This is a genomic window from Bradyrhizobium sp. MOS001, from assembly GCF_004634465.1.
GTDB lineage: Bacteria > Pseudomonadota > Alphaproteobacteria > Rhizobiales > Xanthobacteraceae > Bradyrhizobium > Bradyrhizobium barranii.
In genome coordinates this window covers 22,776-40,894 of the sequence record NZ_SPVJ01000007.1, presented here as the reverse complement: position 1 = coordinate 40,894, position 18,119 = coordinate 22,776, and the positions used below count along the sequence as shown (strand labels likewise).

Annotated in this window: 20 protein-coding genes; 5 read left to right on the top strand and 15 right to left on the bottom strand. The window is 64.2% G+C overall.

Annotated elements, in window-relative coordinates; genetic code table 11:
- The first annotated feature begins 4 nt into the window (after positions 1-4).
- On the top strand, positions 5-382 hold the full coding sequence (locus tag CT676_RS12815; RefSeq protein ID WP_085398979.1) for a hypothetical protein: 378 nt from the start codon (positions 5-7) through the stop codon (positions 380-382).
- A gap of 4 nt (positions 383-386) precedes the next feature.
- Here the strand turns inward: CT676_RS12815 and CT676_RS12810 are convergent, their stop codons facing one another.
- The 5 genes from CT676_RS12810 to CT676_RS12790 all read right to left on the bottom strand — a co-directional run bounded on the left by CT676_RS12810 (position 387) and on the right by CT676_RS12790 (position 5,229).
- Positions 387-596, bottom strand: coding sequence for a hypothetical protein (locus CT676_RS12810; protein ID WP_094183850.1), 210 nt, complete (start codon positions 594-596; stop codon positions 387-389).
- 125 nt (positions 597-721) lie between these two features.
- Entirely contained in the window at positions 722-1,444 is a 723-nt protein-coding gene (locus CT676_RS12805; RefSeq protein ID WP_071909394.1) for an SDR family NAD(P)-dependent oxidoreductase, read from the bottom strand.
- Complete coding sequence (locus CT676_RS12800) at positions 1,437-2,819, bottom strand: AMP-binding protein (RefSeq protein WP_135214788.1); 1,383 nt, start codon at positions 2,817-2,819, stop codon at positions 1,437-1,439. The genes CT676_RS12805 and CT676_RS12800 overlap by 8 nt, the downstream gene beginning before the upstream one ends.
- Positions 2,806-3,051: an acyl carrier protein gene (locus CT676_RS12795; RefSeq protein WP_014491754.1), complete on the bottom strand. Its 246-nt coding sequence runs from the start codon at positions 3,049-3,051 to the stop codon at positions 2,806-2,808. The genes CT676_RS12800 and CT676_RS12795 overlap by 14 nt, the downstream gene beginning before the upstream one ends.
- 363 nt (positions 3,052-3,414) lie before the next feature.
- Positions 3,415-5,229 carry a long-chain-acyl-CoA synthetase gene (locus CT676_RS12790; protein WP_085398977.1) on the bottom strand — a complete coding sequence of 605 codons (1,815 nt, stop codon included), beginning with the start codon at positions 5,227-5,229 and terminating at the stop codon, positions 3,415-3,417.
- 285 nt (positions 5,230-5,514) lie between these two features.
- Here CT676_RS12790 and CT676_RS12785 point away from each other — a divergent pair, with 285 nt between their 5' ends.
- Positions 5,515-6,219, top strand: a complete 705-nt coding sequence (locus CT676_RS12785) for an SGNH/GDSL hydrolase family protein (RefSeq protein WP_085398976.1) — start codon at positions 5,515-5,517, stop codon at positions 6,217-6,219.
- Positions 6,220-6,263: 44 nt separating this feature from the next.
- Here the strand turns inward: CT676_RS12785 and CT676_RS12780 are convergent, their stop codons facing one another.
- The 5 genes from CT676_RS12780 to CT676_RS12760 form a co-directional block, all read right to left on the bottom strand.
- A complete protein-coding gene (locus CT676_RS12780) occupies positions 6,264-6,533 on the bottom strand; it encodes a DUF3551 domain-containing protein (protein ID WP_085398975.1) in 270 nt (89 codons plus the stop codon).
- A 33-nt stretch (positions 6,534-6,566) separates the two neighbouring features.
- Positions 6,567-6,845, bottom strand: coding sequence for a DUF3551 domain-containing protein (locus CT676_RS12775; protein ID WP_085398974.1), 279 nt, complete (start codon positions 6,843-6,845; stop codon positions 6,567-6,569).
- Between the two features lie 127 nt (positions 6,846-6,972).
- The gene (gene htpG / locus CT676_RS12770) at positions 6,973-8,850 is read right to left on the bottom strand and encodes a molecular chaperone HtpG (protein ID WP_063985743.1); all 1,878 of its coding nucleotides are present in this window, start codon (positions 8,848-8,850) and stop codon (positions 6,973-6,975) included.
- Positions 8,851-8,986: 136 nt separating this feature from the next.
- Entirely contained in the window at positions 8,987-9,412 is a 426-nt protein-coding gene (locus tag CT676_RS12765) for a hypothetical protein (protein WP_071909388.1), read from the bottom strand.
- A 264-nt stretch (positions 9,413-9,676) separates the two neighbouring features.
- Complete coding sequence (locus CT676_RS12760; RefSeq protein WP_085398973.1) at positions 9,677-10,291, bottom strand: nuclear transport factor 2 family protein; 615 nt, start codon at positions 10,289-10,291, stop codon at positions 9,677-9,679.
- 179 nt (positions 10,292-10,470) lie between these two features.
- Between CT676_RS12760 and CT676_RS12755 the strand changes: the two genes are divergently transcribed.
- Positions 10,471-11,340: an energy transducer TonB gene (locus CT676_RS12755; RefSeq protein WP_135214787.1), complete on the top strand. Its 870-nt coding sequence runs from the start codon at positions 10,471-10,473 to the stop codon at positions 11,338-11,340.
- Positions 11,341-11,422: 82 nt separating this feature from the next.
- Here CT676_RS12755 and CT676_RS12750 read toward each other — a convergent pair whose 3' ends face one another.
- Positions 11,423-12,229 (bottom strand): response regulator, encoded by an 807-nt coding sequence (locus tag CT676_RS12750; protein ID WP_014491706.1) that lies wholly within the window; start codon positions 12,227-12,229, stop codon positions 11,423-11,425.
- Positions 12,230-12,450: 221 nt separating this feature from the next.
- On the opposite strand from CT676_RS12750, the gene CT676_RS12745 reads away from it, so the two are divergent.
- Positions 12,451-12,681, top strand: a complete 231-nt coding sequence (locus CT676_RS12745) for a NepR family anti-sigma factor (protein WP_063986724.1) — start codon at positions 12,451-12,453, stop codon at positions 12,679-12,681.
- Complete coding sequence (locus tag CT676_RS12740) at positions 12,681-13,229, top strand: sigma-70 family RNA polymerase sigma factor (RefSeq protein WP_014491704.1); 549 nt, start codon at positions 12,681-12,683, stop codon at positions 13,227-13,229. The genes CT676_RS12745 and CT676_RS12740 overlap by 1 nt, the downstream gene beginning before the upstream one ends.
- Positions 13,230-13,326: 97 nt before the next feature.
- Here CT676_RS12740 and CT676_RS12735 read toward each other — a convergent pair whose 3' ends face one another.
- The 4 genes from CT676_RS12735 to CT676_RS12720 form a co-directional block, all read right to left on the bottom strand.
- The gene (locus CT676_RS12735; protein WP_085398972.1) at positions 13,327-14,028 is read right to left on the bottom strand and encodes a nitroreductase; all 702 of its coding nucleotides are present in this window, start codon (positions 14,026-14,028) and stop codon (positions 13,327-13,329) included.
- 136 nt (positions 14,029-14,164) lie between these two features.
- The gene (locus CT676_RS12730; protein WP_085398971.1) at positions 14,165-15,409 is read right to left on the bottom strand and encodes an acyl-CoA dehydrogenase; all 1,245 of its coding nucleotides are present in this window, start codon (positions 15,407-15,409) and stop codon (positions 14,165-14,167) included.
- Positions 15,410-15,532: 123 nt separating this feature from the next.
- Positions 15,533-16,777, bottom strand: coding sequence for an acyl-CoA dehydrogenase (locus CT676_RS12725; protein ID WP_085398970.1), 1,245 nt, complete (start codon positions 16,775-16,777; stop codon positions 15,533-15,535).
- Between the two features lie 119 nt (positions 16,778-16,896).
- Entirely contained in the window at positions 16,897-18,024 is a 1,128-nt protein-coding gene (locus CT676_RS12720) for an acyl-CoA dehydrogenase family protein (protein WP_135214786.1), read from the bottom strand.
- Between the last annotated feature and the right edge of the window lie 95 nt (positions 18,025-18,119).

Below are 18,119 nucleotides of genomic sequence, written 5' to 3'. Positions count from 1 at the left end.
TGGGATGATCGAAGTGCCCGACTTCGACAACAAGGACTCGACCGCTCCGGTGCACCGGCGTACGGGGCTCGATCCGCTCAGCGCGGTGAAGATGCCGGAAGGACTGACCGCGGCCGTCGACGCCTGGGCTGAAGCTCATCACTTGTCGCGTTCGGCTGCGATCTGCAAGCTGGTCGAACTGGGCCTGAAGGTCGCGCCCCCGGCATTCTCGTCGGCCCAGCCGGTCGCATCCGACGCCACCAAGATCGAGGCGCTGGCCGTGCACGAGATCGAGCGGCTGCTCGACCCCGCATTGCCAACGGACGAACGCGAACGCCGCATCCGCCGCCTGACCGAAGGGCCGCCGGAATTTTCACGCGAGCGGATTGACCTGCCGAAGTGAACGCCTAGTGCAGCTTTTCGGCCTCGCGCTTGCGCAGGGCGTCGAGAGAGAGGTCGTGGCAGCCGACCAGGCGCACGAATTGCTGCGGATACATTTCATGACCGTGTCCGCCGGAATTCTGATGCGTCATCGGGGGGCAATGGACATCGTCCGGCTTCGCGCGAGGCTCCTCGATCCGGGCTTGATTTGAAGCGGTCATGTTTGAAGTGGCCATGGACTGCTCCCTGTCGATTGGGGCAGATCGATTGACATAACCCAACCGATTGCGGGGCATCTTACGACCAATTCCGGCTTGATGTCATCGCCCGGATCAACTCAATTGTGGCGGCGGAGTTCCGCTTACGCCGTATTCCCCGCATCGATCGTGAACACGGTGCCGGTGACGTTGCGACCGCCCTCGCCGAGGAGATATTCGACCATGCGCGCGACATCATCGGTCTCCGGCAGGCGACGCAGCGCGCTGCGGCCGGCGATGCGCTTGCGTCCTTCGTCGGAGAGATTGTGGGTCAGCTCGGTGTCGATGAAGCCCGGCGCAATCGCATTCACGGTGATGCCGAGCTTGCCGACCTCGCGCGCGAGCGAGCGGGTGAAGCCGGTGGCGGCGGCCTTGGTCGCGCCGTAGACGGACAGGCCGTTGTAGCCCGTGGTCGCGATGATCGAGGACATATTGATGATGCGGCCGGCGCCGTCGGCCATCATCTGGCGCGCGACATATTTGGAGAGGATGATCGGCGACAGCACGTTGAGCTGCACCAGCGCCTCGATTTCGGAATTGTGCATGGTGGCGAGCAGGCCTTCGGTGCCGAGGCCGGCATTGTTGACGAGGCCGTAGATCGGGCCGAACTCGTCGCGGATAAGCTTCGCGAAGGCCGGGATCGCGTCGATCACGGCGAGGTCGCAGGCGCGGAAATGCAGGCGCCCTTCGGAGAGGCCGATCGCCGCCCTGAGCTCTTCGCTCTCGCGCCGTGCCGCCGCAATCACATTATAGCCGGCATCAGCCAGCCGCTTGCCGATCGCAAGGCCGATGCCGCGGCTGCCGCCGGTGACGAGGACATTATGCATCGGTGCGCGCCAGTTTGCCGGCCGGAGTGACGTCGAGCGCCTCGACGAAGCGGATCACCGCCGGCACCTTGTGAGAAGCGAGCTGCGCGCGGCACCGATCCAGGATCTGGTCGCGGATCTCCTTTGCCCGCGCCTGATCGGTGCCGTCGGCGAGGATCACGTCGGCGACGACGATGCCGCCGGTGATCGGGCTGCGGCGCGATTTCGCCCGCGACATCCGCACGTCAGGATGACGATTGATGACCGCCTCGATCTCCTCGGGGTGAACCTTCAGCCCGCCGATATTGATGATGCCGCCGCGGCGGCCGACGAAATAATAGCGGTCGCCGCGCAACTCGACGATGTCGCCGCTGTCGACGAACCCGTCGTCATCAGTCAGCGCGGCTACATTGCGGCCGATGTAAGCATGCGCCGTGCGCGTCGAGCGGATGCGCAGCGAGCCATCCACGACCTTCATCTCGACACCGTTGCGGTTGCCGAGATAATCGGCCGGAAAGCCCTCCAGCCCATCATTCACGGCAAAGCCGACGCCTGCCTCGGTCGAGGCATAGGCATGACCGACGGAGGAATTGGGGAACGCGGCCTTCAGGCCGTCGAGCACCGCCTGGTCGGCGATCTCGCCGGACAGACGGACGTATCCCGGCGCGAACTGTGCGGCCGAGCCGCTCATCAAGAGCTTGCGCCAGTGCGATGGCGTGCCGGAGATATGGGAGACGCCGCGAGTGTTCAGCCGCGCGACGTGGTCGCCGAGCGCTTCGTGCGGATCGGACAGCACCATCGAGCCGCCCGAGAGGATGGCGCGCAGGAAGATCTGCAGACCGCCATAGCGGCGAATGTCGTAAAATGTCGCCCAGACCGGCGCGAGTCCGCGCGCAGGACCTTCGGCGACGATGGCGCCCTTCAGTGCTTCCAGCGTGTGGCCGGCGATCTTTGGTACGCCCGACGTGCCGGACGTCAGCATCAGCCATTCCGTGGCGCGTTCGGTCCTGGCCGGCGTGGCGGCCTGAAGCGGCAATTGCGCGGTGACGGCGAGCGCGATTGTCTTTGCGGCCCACTGCGCGGGCTCATCGGTGACAACGGCATCGATCTCGGCGTCCGCGATCAGCGCGTCGAGGTGGTCAGGATTGAGATCGGGCGGGCACAGCAGCATGCGCCGCGCGACACCGTCGAGCTCGATCATGGCGAGGCCCGACTTGAGCTGGTCCGACAGCTTCAGCAGGACAGATCGGCCCGCCAGCTCACGCAGGCGGCCGCCCAGGACCGTATGCCCCAGGACGTCCGTCAGCGACACCACATGATGGGCGTCGGAGATCGTGCGGCTCTTGAGCTCCGGGCTTAGATAGTCGCGAAGCGCGAAAATCTCACGCGGGGACATTTTCGTAGGCCCGCACGAAATCGCCCACGGTGGCGGGGAACGCTACGTCCTCAGAAATGGTGAAGGGATCGACGCCGGTCTCGTCCTCGAGGCGCGCCACCAGAATTGCGAAGGCGAGGGAATCGAAACCCGTCTCGTGCAGGGACAGATCGTCCGAGAGCGCAGGAAGCGTGACGTGCTGCTCCTTGGCGATCTGCTGGATCGCTTCGATGACCTTAGACCTTACCGACATGGCTGGCTCACTCTTGTTATTGATGGTTCGTGTTGCAGCGGCTCTTGATGACCGCCTCCCCAAGGCCCGTGTTGTTTACCCGACAGAAGTAAATGGCTTCTTGGACAATTCAGATAAAATTGGACCTATCTGGCGGATTTTGCTGCGTGTTGCAGTGAGGTGAGCACGCTGCTCGCATTCCCTCCCCCCTTGCGGGGGAGGGGCAGGGAGAGGGGTGCCGCACGGCACACTCTCTCGGCGCTGGCAAATTCTGTTGCGACACCCGAGATGACGGTTAGTCCTTTTCCGGGGCTACCCCTCTCCCCAGCCCTCCCCCGCAAGGGGGGAGGGAGCGCACCTGCCTCGTGGCAACGTGCTCATGAGTTACAGCCTGATCGTACCAACGACGACACGCGCATATGTCTCAGCGTCCAAGGCGATGTAGGCGCCGGATTTCGGGTCGAGCATGAACAGCGGCTCGCTTATCAGGCCCGGATCAAAGCCCTCCCGGGCCAGTTCGCCCTTCTTCTGCTTGAACGTCTCGGTCGCATCGAGCTCGCGGGAGATACGGATGAAGACGGGGCGGGCGTAAGCCGGCAAACGCTGCGCGAGATGGGCGGGCAGCCCCTCGATGTCAAACCCCTCGTTGACGACGATGGCGCTCATGCCGGCGCGGCCGTCGGTGCCGGGGATGCTGACGCCATAGGTGGTGGCATCGATCACGCCGGTGAAATCGCGCACGGCGTCGTTGACTTCCGATGTCGCGACGTTCTCACCCTTCCAACGAAAGGTGTCGCCGATGCGGTCGACGAAATGGAAGAAACCCTTGTCGTCGAGCCGCATCAGATCGCCGGTGCGGAACCAGGCATCGCCCTTGGCAAAGACATCGCGCAGGATTTTCTTCTCGGTTTCGCCCGCGTCGGTATAGCCCTCGAAACGGCCACCGCCCTCGTCCGCGGTGCCGATGCGGCCGATGGCTTCGCCGGCCTCGCCCCGGGCGCAGGCAACGCAAAAGCCCTCTTCGTTGCGCAAGGGTGCACCGCTATCAGGATCGAGCTTGACGAGCCCCGCCGGAAAGCGATGCGCGAGCAATGGCGGAACGCGTCCAATCGCACCCGGCTGGCCCTCGACGTTGAACAGCGAGAAATTGCCTTCGGTCGCTGCATAGAATTCGAGGATGCGCGGAATGGCAAAGCGGCCCTGGAAATCCTCCCAGATGTCGCCGCGCAGGCCGTTGCCGCAGACGAGCCGCAGGCGGTGACGGTTCTCGTATTCGGACGGCGCCGCCTTCAGAAGGTAGCGGCAGAGCTCGCCGATGTACTGGAACAGCGTGCAATCGTGCCGCACGATGTCGGGCCAGAAGTTCGAGGCCGAGAATTTTTCCGCGATCACCACGGAGCCGCCGGCGGCGAGCATGCTGCACGGCGCGACGATGCCGCCGACCGAGTGGAACAGCGGCAGGCAATCATAGAGCCGGTCCTGCGGGCTGGCGCCGGTGAGGCCGGCGAACCAGAAGCCCCAGTTGAGGATGCGTCGGTGGCTGATGCTCGCCGCCTTCGGCAGGCCGGTGGTCCCGGAGGTGTAGATCAGCAGGGCCCGGTCGTTGATCGTCACGTCGCCATGCTCGTCCGGCGAGAGCGGCCCGTCCTCGAGCGCGACAAGTGCGACGTCGATCGCGCGCTCGCTGCGGGCATCGCCATGGGTCCAGACTTTTGCTTCTGTCTTCAGGTGCGGCGACGCGCCGTCCAAGGCTTCCATGAGCTCGTGCGCGACGATGACATGCGACGGCCTGGCCACATCGACGCAATGCGCGAGCGACTGGCCGACGAGCCTGGTGTTGATCAGCGCGACCACGCCGCCGACCCGGCTGATGCCGAGCCACGCGGCAAGATAGTCGATGCCGTTCGGCATGATCAGCGCGACGGTATCCCCCTTGGCCACGCCGACCGAGCGCGCCCAGCGCGCATAGCGGTTGATGCGCTTCGAGAGGCCTGCGTAGTCGATCGTTGTCTCATCTGCGACCAGCGCGGTGCGATCGGGCTGACGCTGCGCCCAATCGTCAACGACGTCGGCGAACAGCCGGCCCGGCAGCGTCTCGATGCGTGCGGTGAGCTCGATCGCCTTCAGCCAGATCTTTGAAGCCGAAGGTGCGCGCGCGACTTTCGGTTGCTCGATGACGCCGATGGTCATGCCGTCCATTCTTTCGGAACGTGTCTGCTGTTTCTCCAAGCTTAGCTCGCATGCCCTGCCCAGGTGTTAAGAGACAAGGTAAAGCCAGGTTAGTACGTGATTAACTCTGGCCGTCCGACGCGGGCGAGTTGGGCGGCGTGCTGACGGCGGGGACCGATCGCTGGTGCAAGGTGATCGAGTTGTCGGGGATCGGGACGGGGTAGCGATCCGGCCTCGCCGAGGCTATGCGCTCCCTGGTAAACGGGCTATGCTTTTCTACCCTGCGTTGTCATGGCTACGAAAGGGAGGCGTCCCGTGGCTTTCGATCCGTCAGAGTTTCCGGTCCAGGCCGCGCCGTTCGACCAGCGCCTGGAGAATTTCGGCAGCCGCGTGAAGGGTGGGCAGGCCAGAGTGGTTGCGATCGGCTCGTCGACCACGGCGGGCGAAGGAGGCATCGCTCCCTATCCGCAACGGCTGCTGGCGGATCTTCGGATCAAATTTCCAAATGTCGGAATCGAGGTGATCAACCGGGGCGTCGGCGGCGAAGACGCTCCTTTGGAGCTGAAGCGGTTCGAGCACGACGTCTTCGATCTCAATCCCGATCTCGTCATCTGGCAGGTCGGCACCAATTCGGTGTGGCAAGCCGACGGTCCCTCGTTTGCGGACACCACGAAGGCCATTCGTGAGGGTGTCGACCAGCTGCTCGGCGCGAAGCGGATCGACGTGATCCTGATGGACCTTCAATATGTGCCTGCGGTGCTGACACCGGCCAAGCACCAGAAAGCGGACGCCATGGTCGAGGCGATCAGCCAGATCGCGTACGAGAAACAGGTCAACGTCTTCCGCCGCTTCGCGCTGATGAAGAGCTGGCACGAGGTCGCAAGGATCTCGTTCGACCATTTGGTCGACCCGGGCGATGACACCAGGCTGCACGCCAGCGACTGGACCACGGACAAGATGACCTGGCAATTGACCGACGCGATCTTCGCGGCTGCCAACAAGGCGCCTCACGGCACCTAGTTCTGCATGCTCCGCCGGATTCGCAGCTGAACGGGTGGTGGGCGCTAGCCGCTTCGCCTGTAGCGTGGGCGCGGCGGCGCAACGTTGACCGGATAATACGGATTGAGATCGCAGGTCGCGGCGCGGCCCGACGCCGTGGCGCGGCACTGCGGCAGCGACGTGAAGGAGCAATCGTACCACTCCCCGCCGCCGCCGTTCGCGCCGGAATAGACGTGCATGCAGACGGGAAAGCTGGGATCAAAGGTCTGCGCATGCGACGGCGCAGCTGCGGTCAGCGCGCCGACGGTGATGATCAGGCCGGATGAGAAACGCATGAGGGATGTTGCTGCGTGCCGCATCGCGAACAACTACTGCACCTTCTTGTGACGCTTGCGCGGGGGCGGCGGCGGTTCGTTGTAGGCGTAATAGGGATTGACATCGCAGCTCGCCGCGCGGCCCGACGCCGTGGCCCGGCACTGCGGGATCGAGGTGAAGGAGCAGTCGTAATAGTCGCCGCCACCGCCCCGGCCGCCCGAAGTATAGACGTGCATGCACACCGGATAGCGCGGATCATAGGTCTGGGCTTCGGCATCTGCCGCCACGAACAGCGTGGCAATCGCGGTGAGGGTCAGGACAGGCAGGCGCATGGAGACATCCTCGAATCGATGGCGGCGTCGGATCTGATGCCGACGTCCTCCTATGGCATAACACCACGCCGGAGGCGACTGTTCCTCCGGCGGATGACGGCAAGGTGAGCAGGGTGCGCTGCGCGCGCTACCCGCCCAGCCCCTGCAGGACCAGCCGGTTGAGCCTTGCCGCAAACGCGGCAGGGTCTTCGGGCAATTCGCCGTCCAGGATCTGCGCCTGTTCGAGCAGGATCAGACTGAGATCGTCGACCGCCCTGGAGCCGGCCTGCGCCCCGGTGATCGCCGTCACCAGCGGATGGCGCAGATTGATCTCGAGGATCGGCTTGGTGCGCATGCCGCGGTTCTGCTGCGACAGGATGCGCTCGAGCTCGCGGCTCGGGCCCTGACTGTCGGCGACGAGGCAGGAGGCGGAGCTGGTGAGGCGCGTCGAGACCTTGACGTCGCTGACGCGCTCGCCGAGCGCGGCCTTGATCACCGCGATGGTAGCGGCCTCGTCGGCTTGCGGCTCGTCCTTCTTCGCCTCGTCGGCCTCGTCGGTGCGCGGGATCAGGTCGAGATTGAGATCGCCCTGGCTCAGCGATTTCAGCGGCTTGCCGTCAAACTCCGATGGCATCGAGGTCCAGAAGGCATCGACCGGATCCGACAGCAGCAGCACCTCGATGCCGCGCGCGGTCGCGGCTTCCAGCCGCGGATTGGACTTCAGCCGCTCGATGCTGTCGCCGACGAGATAGTAGATCTCGGTCTGGTTCGGCTTGAAACCGGCGATGACGTCCTTCAGCGAACGCTTCTCGCCCGAGGTGGTGGCGAAGCGCGACAAGGACAGCAGCTTTTCGCGCCGCTCGAAATCCTCGTAGATGCCTTCTTTCAGCACTGCGCCGAAGGCGTCCCAGATCCTGGCAAAATTCTCCGGGTCCTTGTCGGCAAGGCTTTCCAGCTCGGAAACGACTCGGGTCGCCACGGCTTTCCGGATCTGCGCGAGCTGCGGATTGTTCTGGAGCATCTCGCGCGAGATGTTGAGCGGGAGATCTTCGCTGTCGACCACGCCGCGGATGAAGCGGAGATAGCCGGGCAGCAGATCGGCATCGTCGGTGATGAAGACGCGGCGGACGTAAAGCTTCACCCGGCCCTTGCGGTTCGGCTCGAACAGGTCGAACGGCTTCGTCGACGGCGCGAACAGCAGCACGGCGTAGGAATAGCGGCCTTCCGCGCGGTAGTGCAGCGTCATCGCGGGATCGTCGAAGGCGGAGGCGATCTGCTGATAGGCCTTCTTGTAGTCCTCGGCCGTCAGCTCGGACTTGGAGCGCTGCCACAGCGCGCTCGCCGAGTTGATCTGGCGCGGCTCACCCTCTTCCGGCACCAGCTCGATGGGGAACAGGATGTTGTCGGAATAGGCACTGACGATGCGCTCGATCTCGTAGGTCTCGAGATACTTCTTGGCGTCGTCCTTCAGGTGCAGGACGATCTCGGTGCCGCGTGCCACGCGCGCCACTTCCTCATCGCTTGCGTGCGCGATCTCGAAGCCGGAGCCGCCGGAGGACGTCCAGCTCCACACGTCGCTCTCGCCGGCACGCCGGCTGACGACGACGATCTTCTCGGCGACCATGAAGGCGGAATAGAAGCCGACGCCGAACTGGCCGATCAGGCCGAGGCCGTCCTTGGCCTCCTTCAGCTTCGAGACGAACGCCTTGGTGCCGGAACGGGCAATGGTGCCGAGATGGTCGATCAGCTCCTGGCGCTCCATGCCGATGCCGTTGTCGGCGATCGTGAGCGTTCCGGCCGTCTTGTTGGGGATGATCCGGATCTTGAGCGCGTCGCCCTCGCCCAGCAGCGCCGGGCTGGCGATGGCTTCATAGCGCAGCTTGTCGCAGGCGTCCGATGCGTTGGAGACGAGCTCGCGCAGGAAGATGTCGGTCTCGGAATAGACGGAGTGCACCATGAGGTGCAGAAGCTCGGAAACCTCGGCCTGGAAAGGCTGCGTATGCGCGGCCGTATCTGACGTCGTCATGCGTTTACCCGGTCAATCAAAGGGGAAAGAAACCCGGGATATAACGCGAGGGGATAGGGGATCAAGTGGACGTGAACTATCGCCCTCCCGGCGGGAAGGCGATTTGTCCGTGGCGGCCAAGGGCGGCGAAGACGAATCAGGTCACACAGCGGCCGGGCTGGAGCAGCTTTGCGACCTCGGTCAGGGAGCTGACCATCGGCTCGCAGGCAATCGTCGGCCTCTTGGGACCCTGCTTCCGGTTCTGGAGCAGCACCGGCGGCTTGGCGTTGCCGGTCTCGATGACCGCGCGGACCCGCAGCAGCACCGACGTCTCGGCCAGATCGTTCAGCCGCATCGACACGGTGCGGGTGGGAACCGGGGCCTGCTTGACGTCGGCGAACCGGTCGGCCTTGCCGGAACGGTTGACGTTGTGACCCGCATCTTGCGTGGGCCTGTCGGCGACCGCCTGCCAGCGGTCGGCCAGATCATGGCCAGAGGCCAGCTGGACGGCACCGACCTGGACGGCACCAAGCGTCGCGGCAATCGCGACAACACCCAAAAATACCTTTTGCATCTGCAACATGGCTGTCGATCCCTCGCCCCATGGCGATCGCGGGAACAACGCGATGGGAGGACCGGCAGTTCTCAGCCGTTAAGATCACTTAACCGTGTGCGAAATTCACGGCAGGGCGCATAAAAAGGCCGCACAAAAAAATTTTCACCCGCCTGGAACGACTCTCAGGCCCGAGAGTCGTCTCAACAGCCGGCTATTCCCCCCTGCCCCATAAGCCGGCGACGTAGGGCGCGACTGTGGTGATGCCAGTCGCGCCTTACTTTTGTCTGCGGTTCACTTCGACTTCCCCGCCAGCCAATTCCGCCCCTCGCCATAGAGCTTCTCGACTTCAGTGCCGATCAGGCCCGGCATGTCGCGCTTGACCTTGTAGCCGATCAGCTCCTGCATGTAGGCGAGGTGGCGGTAGCCTTCGGGCAGTGCGGCGAGCGCTTTTTGGTCGAGTTGAAGCGTTGCGGCGGGATCGACCGGATCGATCCGGTCCTTCTCGTAGATCGGCTGGCGGCGGACGATGCCCCATTTGCCAATACCGGATTGGTCATGCCGCTTCTCCAGGAAATCGTAGAAGCGCCCGGTGCAGACGACGTCGCAGAGCACGTCATGCACCGGGGCACGCTGCGAGATCGTCATCTTGGTCTGCGCGATGGCGCGCTCGCCTGCGAGATCGATGCTGGTGCCGCCGAGGAAATGCAGGATGCGCACGCCCTTGGCAAACCCCTCCTGACTGACCCGCATGAAATCCCGCGCCGGTCCCTGAAACCAGGTGGCGGACATCCAGCCCTCGTCATGCCAGACCGTAGCAAAACGCTCCCAGTCACCGGCGTCGCGCCACACCGCCCAGTTCTCGACGAGGTCGCGGATGGCGAGGCGGTCGAGGAGTTGCTGGTCCATGATGAAAAATCCCCTGGCGGCTCGAGGTCGCGACTGATGTCATCGACCCGACGTATGAACGAGGCAATTTGGCCGCCGTCAAGCGGGCTTCCCAGCCCTTCGAATTGCCCACAGCCGCGCGAGCGCGATACGGGTAGGGAGCCTTGCAATCAACCTGACCGCGATTAGTATCCGCACCGATGCAGATGAAATTCCCCTTGTTGGCCGCGCTTCTCGGATTGTTGGCGGCGTTCCCCGCACATGCGCAGACTGAACCGCAGAGCGAGACCGTCAAAGCCTGGAAGGCGGGGCTGTCGGCACATATTGCAAGCAACAGGTTCTTTCCAGTTGGAGCACGGGGGCAAACCGGCAAGGCCAGAGTCACTTTCGTCATCGACCGGTCGGGCACGTTGATCTCGCGGGCGTTGGCTGAAAGCGCCGGCTCGCGGTCGCTCGACGATGCTGCGCTGGCGATCATCGCCCGCGCCGAACCGTTTCCGGCGCCACCTTCGGAGCTCAAGGAGGACTCGTTCCCTTTCACGGTGCAGATTGTCTTCAGCGGCCGTCAATTTCAGGTGCCGCCCTTAGGGGTCGTGCTGAGCAGGCCGGATCCCGCCTCCACGGATCCCGCCTCCACGGAGGCCGATCCCATGGCCGCCTGGCGCAAGACGGTCACCCAACACGTCTGGCGCCACAGGGCATTTCCTCCGGAGGCGATCGGTCAGAGGGGCGATACCGGCGTCACGTTCGTGGTCGATCGTTCAGGCAAATTGATCTCGAACGTGCTGGTAGAAAGCACAGGCTTCGCGCCGCTAGATGCCGCAACGCTCGCCATGGTCGAGCGATCCGTGCCATTCCCGAAACCGCCCGCTGAGGCGAAGGACGACCTGCAGAGAGTGACCGTCCTCATGAGCTTCGACGGAACGCGGCTAAACCCAGGGCCGTCGCCGGAACGAGAAAAATTGCTCAAATCCTGGATCGAGGACCAGGCCAGGCTGAATGCGAAGTCCCCTGGGCCAGACGATACCAAGCTGAATTCCATGCTTCGCAGCATCTGCCGCGGCTGCTGAAGCAGAACAGAACAACTCTCTGCCACATGCAAAAACGGCGCGCCTTGCGACGCGCCGTTTCCTTAGTCCGATAGAGGCTTGCTTACGCCGCCGGCGCCTTGGGCGCGCGGTTGCGCGAGTTCCGCTGGAAGAACAGCGCCTGGCTCGCCACCGCCGACACCATCGCGGGCTGGAACGGTTTTGAGATCAGGAACGCCGGCTCGGGGCGCTCGCCGGTCAGGAAGCGCTCCGGATAGGCGGTGATGAACACCACCGGCACCTCGAAGGTGCGGAGCAGCTCGTTGACGGCGTCCAGGCCCGACGAGCCGTCGGCAAGCTGGATGTCGGCGAGAATCAGGCCCGGCCGCTTGTTCTTGGCCAGCGCCACCGCATCGGCATGGGTGCGCGCGACACCAACGACATTGTGACCGAGATTCTTCACCAGACTCTCGAGGTCCATGGCGATGAAGGTCTCGTCCTCGATGATCAGCACGTCGGTCGCGATCTCGGCCGCCATCTCGCGTCCCGCGGCATCGGCAAGCCGCCGCGTCTCGGCGACGTCGGTGCCGAGGATGTAGCCGACTTCCTCTTCCGAGAATCCCTCGAGCGAGAGCAGCAGGAACGCCTGCCGCGGCAGCGGCGTGATGTTCGACAGCCGCCGCTCCGGCGGCATCGGCAAGGTCGTCACCTCGGCATCGTCGTTGACGGAGACCGAATTCCATATCTGGGTGAACAGCCGGAACAGGCCGGCGCGCGGACCATGGCTCTCGTCGAGCACGGACGGATCTCCGAGCATCGCTTCCAACATGGCTGCGACATAGGCGTCACCGGAGGCCTGGCTGCCCGTCAGGGCGCGCGCGTACCGGCGCAACAACGGCAAGTGTTCAGCAACAAGCTGCGAACGGGACATCCCCACTCCATTCATCTTCGGGCCAACCTTGACGAACCAGGCAACAAGCGGGGAGGCCCGGGTTCCCCTGCTGGGCTGTCTACGCCTCACGCCAAGAAAAGTTCCGCTTATCTGGGAACTTTTTGTCGAACCTGGAATTGTGCCTATTCAGGGAACGGCTCCCGGTTGAGAGAACTTCTCGATTTTACAGTTACTTAACTCGGGGAAACGTGGAACAGGTCATGAAAGATCTCAAGTCTCAAGCCAGCAAAAGCACGACCCCCGGCAAGGGAGGCCTCACTCCGGAGATTCAGTCCCGGATCGGCCACCAGCTGCGCGCCATGTACGACGACGTGGTGCGGCAGGGGGTTCCGGACCGGTTCGCGGAACTGATCAAGAAGCTTGATGCGCCCGGAGGCGCACCCCAAGTGGAACCTGACAGGGGCTCCAACGACAACAATGGGAGGGATTAATGCCTCTCACGGACTCCCTTCGTGACGACATCCTCGCGGCCGTGCCAAGTCTGCGCGCGTTCGCGATCTCGCTGAGCGGCAATGCCGACCGCGCCGACGATCTGGTGCAGGAAACGCTTCTGCGTGCGCTCGCCAACATCGACTCGTTCCAGCCCGGCTCAAACCTGCCGGCGTGGCTGTTCACGATCCTTCGCAACCTGTTCCGCTCCGACTATCGCAAGCGGCGGCGGGAGGTGGAGGATGCCGAGGGCAACTATGCCAAGACGCTGAAGACGCAGCCGTCGCAGAACGCGCATCTCGAGTTCGAGGAGTTCCGCGGCGCGCTCGAAAAGCTTCCGCAGGACCAGCGCGAGGCCTTGATCCTCGTCGGCGCCTCCGGCTTCTCCTATGAGGACGCAGCTTCGATCTGCGGCTGTGCAGTCGGCACGATCAAGAGCCGCGTCAATCGCGCGCGCTCAAAGCTCGCTGCGCTGCTTTATGTCGATGGCGCCGAGGACTTCGGGCCCGACGAGACCGTGCGCGCCGTGATCGGCGGCAGCGGCGGATAACGGCCGCGTCAACCGGACCGAGACGAATGTGAAGGCGGCCGTTTCTGCGGCCGCCTTTGCGCGTGCGTGAAAACCGGACGGCGCGCGTGAGACGGGATCATTCGTCCGCGAACGTGGCGGTGTCGGCGACGCTCGCGCGCGAGGTGCGGTAGCTGTTGACCTTGTCGGCGTCGTCGGCATAGCCGAACGAGATGCCGCAGACGACGCGGCGGTCGTCGGGCAGATTGAAGTGGCGGCGGATCAGGCCGGAGTGGCGCGCCAGTGCCGCCTGCGGAATGGTGCCGAGCCCGAGCGCCTGCGCGGCCAGCATGAAATTCGAGACATAGGCGCCGCAATCGATCGCACCGTAGATGCCGAGCGGCTCGTTGGTGTGGATGATCGCGACATGGGGCGCGCCGAAGAAATTGTAATTCTCCAGCGCCTGTTTTGCATAAGCCATCTTGTCGCCGCGGGCGATGCCGAGCGTGTTGTAGAGCTGAAAGCCGCTCTCGCGGCGGCGTTCGAGATAGACGCCCGCATATTCGCGAGGTGGCGTGAAGTCGTAATCGTCACCCAATCCGCCTGATGCTTCCTGGTAGATCGCCTGGCGGAAGCGCTCCTTGGCCGCGCCACTGGCGATGATGACCTGCCAGGGCTGGCTGTTGCACCAGGACGCGGTGCGCTGCGCGGTGGCGAGCACATGCTCGATGGTCGCGCGGTCGACCTCCTTGGCCAAGAAGGCGCGGACGGAGTAGCGCTCGTTGAGGAGCTCTTCGAGCACGCCGATGCGGTCTTGGGTCTGGCTCACTTTTGCATCCATGAATTAGCTCGCGCTCCTCGTAGGGTGGGCAAAGGCGCGATAGCGCCGTGCCCACCGACAGACTTGCCCCGGCGCATCTGCATATGGTGGGCACGCTTCGCTTTGCCCACCCTACGCGATACAGCGAGAGGCTGGATCACCGACCCTTGGTCGGGATCTTGTTATACGGCACGTCCTTGTCGACGCGAATGTCGCCCGGCAATCCCAGCACGCGCTCGGCAATGATGTTGCGCAAGATCTCGTCGGTGCCGCCGGCGATGCGCATCGAGGGTGAGGACAGCAGCATCTGCTGGAACTGGCCCTGCACCGTCTCCTCGTCGGCGCCGGTGAGAACACCAGCCGCGCCCTGAAGATCCATGGCGTAGGTCGCGATGTCCTGGAGCATCATGCCCGAGACGAGCTTGCCGATCGAATTCTCCGGCCCCGGGCGATCGCCCTTCGAGAGCGCCGAGATCGCGCGGTAGCTGGTGTATTTCAGCCCGCTCGACTTCACCGCCCAGCTCGCGAGTTTCGAGCGCACGGCGGGATCGTCGATGGCGAGCCCGTCCTCCAGCATCAGATTGGAGCAGAACTCGAACATTTCAGGGACGCCGGTCGCAAGCCGCGAGCCGATCGACATCCGCTCGTTCATCAGCGTCGTCAGCGACACGCTCCAGCCCTCGCCGACGGCGCCGAGGCGCTGGCTGTCGGGGATCACCACATCGGTGAAATAGACCTCGTTGAACTCCTGCATGCCGTTGGCCTGCTTGATCGGGCGGACCTCGACGCCCGGGCTCTTCATGTCCAGGAAGAACATGGTGAGGCCCTTGTGCTTGGGCACATTCGGATCGGTCCGCGCGATCAACAGACCGAAGTCGGAATAATGCGCGCCCGAGGTCCAGATCTTCTGGCCGTTGACGACCCAATTGTCGCCCTTCTTCTCCGCGCGGGTGCGCAGCCCCGCGACGTCGGAGCCGGCGGACGGCTCGGAGAACAGCTGGCACCAGATCTCCTCGCCGGAGGCGAGCTTCGGCAGATGGCGGCGCTTGGCGTCCTCGCTGCCGAAAGCCATCACGGTCGGGCCGCACATGCCCTCGCCGATCTGGAACGGTTGCGTCAGCTTGCCGTAGACGCCCTCCTCCTGCTGCCAGATCACCTTCTCGATCGGCGTGGCGTCGCGGCCGCCATATTCCTTTGGCCAGTGCAGGCAGGCCCAATTGCCCTCGAACTTCTTCTTCTGCCAGGCCTTGCCGACATCGACGATGTCATGATTGGCCAGCCGGATGCGGCCGAGCGAGGAATTTGACAACTCGGTATGCAATTCCTTGGGCGCATTGGCCTCGACCCATTTGCGCGCGGTCTCGCGGAAAGCGGCTTCCTGCGGGGTGTCGTCGAAATTCATGGCGAACCTCTCAATTCTTGCTCGGTGCGTAGGGTGGGCAAAGCGAAGCGTGCCCACCACCTTCCCTCGTTCTCGACAGAATTGGTGGGCACGGCGCTACGCGCCTTTGCCCACCCTACGATTCTAACCTCTTCCCTTCGTCGGGATCTTGTTGAACGGCACGTCCTTGTCGACACGGATATCGCCGGGCAGGCCCAGCACCCGCTCGGCGATGATGTTGCGCATGATCTCGTCGGTGCCGCCTTCGACGCGCGTGCCCGGCGCGCGCAAGAGCATCGCCTGGAAACGGCCGACGAGTTCAGCATCCTCGCCGCTGATCACGCCGCTCGCACCCTGCAGGTCCAGCGCGTAGGTCGCGACGTCCTGGATCATCGAGCCTGCGACCAGCTTGCCGATCGAGTTCTCCGGCCCCGGCCGCTCGCCCTTCGACAGCGCCGAGATCGCGCGCATGCTGGTGTACTTCAGCCCGCTCGCCTTCGCCGCCCAGTTCGCAAGCTTCGAGCGCACTGCGCGGTCCTCGATCGCCGGGCCATCGTCGAGCATCAGGCTGGAGCAATATTCGAACAGCTCCGGGAAACCGGTCGAGACGGCCGCGCCGATCGCGCTGCGCTCGTTCATCAGCGTGGTCAGCGAGACGTTCCAGCCGTCACCGACCTCGCCGAGACGCTGATGATCGGGAATGCGGACGTTTGTGAAATAGACCTCGTTGAAGTCGGATGCGCCGCTCGCCTGCTTGATCGGCCGCACCTCGACGCCCGGGCTCTTCATGTCCAGGAAGAACATGGTGAGACCCTTGTGCTTGGGCACGGTCGGGTCGGTGCGCGTGAGCAGGATGCCGTAGTCGGAATAATGCGCCCCCGAGGTCCAGATCTTCTGGCCGTTGATCACCCAGTCGTCGCCGTCCTTTTCCGCGCGCGTGCGCAGGCCCGCGACGTCGGAGCCGCCGGCAGGCTCGGAGAACAGCTGGCACCAGACCTTTTCGCCGGAGGCGAGCGGCGGCAGATAGGTGCGCTTATGCTCCTCGCGCGCGAACGCCATCATGGTCGGCCCGCACATGCCATGGCCGATGATGAACATGCGGGACAGCTGGCCGAACGGCCCCTCTTCCTGTTGCCAGATCACGCGCTCGATCGGCGACGAGCCGCGCCCGCCATACTCCTTCGGCCAGTGCAGGCAGGCCCAGCCGGCATCGGCCTTCTTCTTCTGCCAGGCCTTGGCGACCTCGAGAATATTGGCGTTCTTGAGCTGGGTGCGGCCGAGCGAGGATTTGCGCAGCTCTTCCTCGTACTGCCTGGGCGCGTTCGCGCCGATCCAGGCGCGGGCGGTGGCGCGGAATTCGGCTTCCTGCGGGGTGTCGTCGAAATTCATGGTCTCTCATCCTTCGCCGGCGTCGTAGGATGGGTAGAGCGAAGCGAAACCCATCTGTCAGACCACCCGCGTCATGATGGGTTTCGCTACGCTCTACCCATCCTACAAATCACCTGTCGTTACGCCGCGTTCTTCTTGCGCATGCGGTCGATCAACTGGTCTTCCCAATAGGACAGGCTGCCGAGCCCGAGCGCCATGGCGTTGGCGCGGCGGTAGTACATGTGACAGTCGAACTCCCAGGTGAAGCCCATGCCGCCGTGAACCTGGATGTTGTTCTTGGCGCAATGCTGGAACGCCTGCGTCGCGCTGATGCGCGCGGCGGCTGCGGCTTCCGGCAGCTCAGCCGCGTTGGTCGAGAGCGCCCAGGCGCCGTAATAGCTGTTGGAGCGCGCCAGCGTCGCAGACACATACATGTCCGCGAGCATATGCTTGACCGCCTGGAACGAGCCGATCTGGCGGCCAAAGGCGATGCGGTCGAGCGCGTAGTCGCGGCCCATCTCCAGCGCGCGGTCGGAGCCACCGACCTGCTCGAAGGCGCACAGCACCGCGGCGCGGTCGAGCACTTGGGTCAAAATGCTCCAGCCTTCGCCGGCAGCTCCCAGCGGCTCGGCCTTGCAGTCTTTGAAGGTGATCTCGGCCTGCCCGCGGGTCGGATCGAGATTGGTGAGGCTTTTCACCTCGACGCCACCGGCCTTGAGGTCGACGAGGAACAGCGAGATGTCGCCGTCGCGACCGCTCGATCCCGCGCGTGCGGCAACCACGGCGAAATCGGCGATCGCACCATCAGCGACCGGCTTCTTGACGCCGTTGAGCACGCCATTCGCAGAGGTGAGCTTGACGTTCTTCGGCGACGGATTGCCCTTGCCCTCGAACAGCGCCAGCGTGCCGATCGCGTCCCCCGAAGCGATGGCCGGCAACCATTTCTTCTTCTGCGCGTCGCTGCCGGCGATCAACAGCGCTTCAGCGGCGAGGTACACGGTCGAGGAGAACGGCACCGGCGCGTTGGCACGGCCCATTTCCTCGGCGATCACGCAAAGCTCGAGATGGCCCGCGCCAGCGCCGCCAAACTCCTCGGGGATCGCGACGCCGAGAAAGCCCATCTCGGCGAGGCCTTTCCAGAGGTCCTTGTCGTAGGGCGCCTTGCCGTCGAGCACGACGCGCACCGCCTTCGGCGAGCATTCTTCGGTGAGGAATTTGCGCGCCTGGTCGCGGAGCTGTTTCTGGTCGTCGGAGAAATCGAAGTTCATGGCGGGCTACCCTTATTTATTCGTTGTCATTTATTTGCGCCGTCATTCCGGGGCGCGCGGAGCGCGAGCCCGGAATCCATATCCACCAGCCGGGG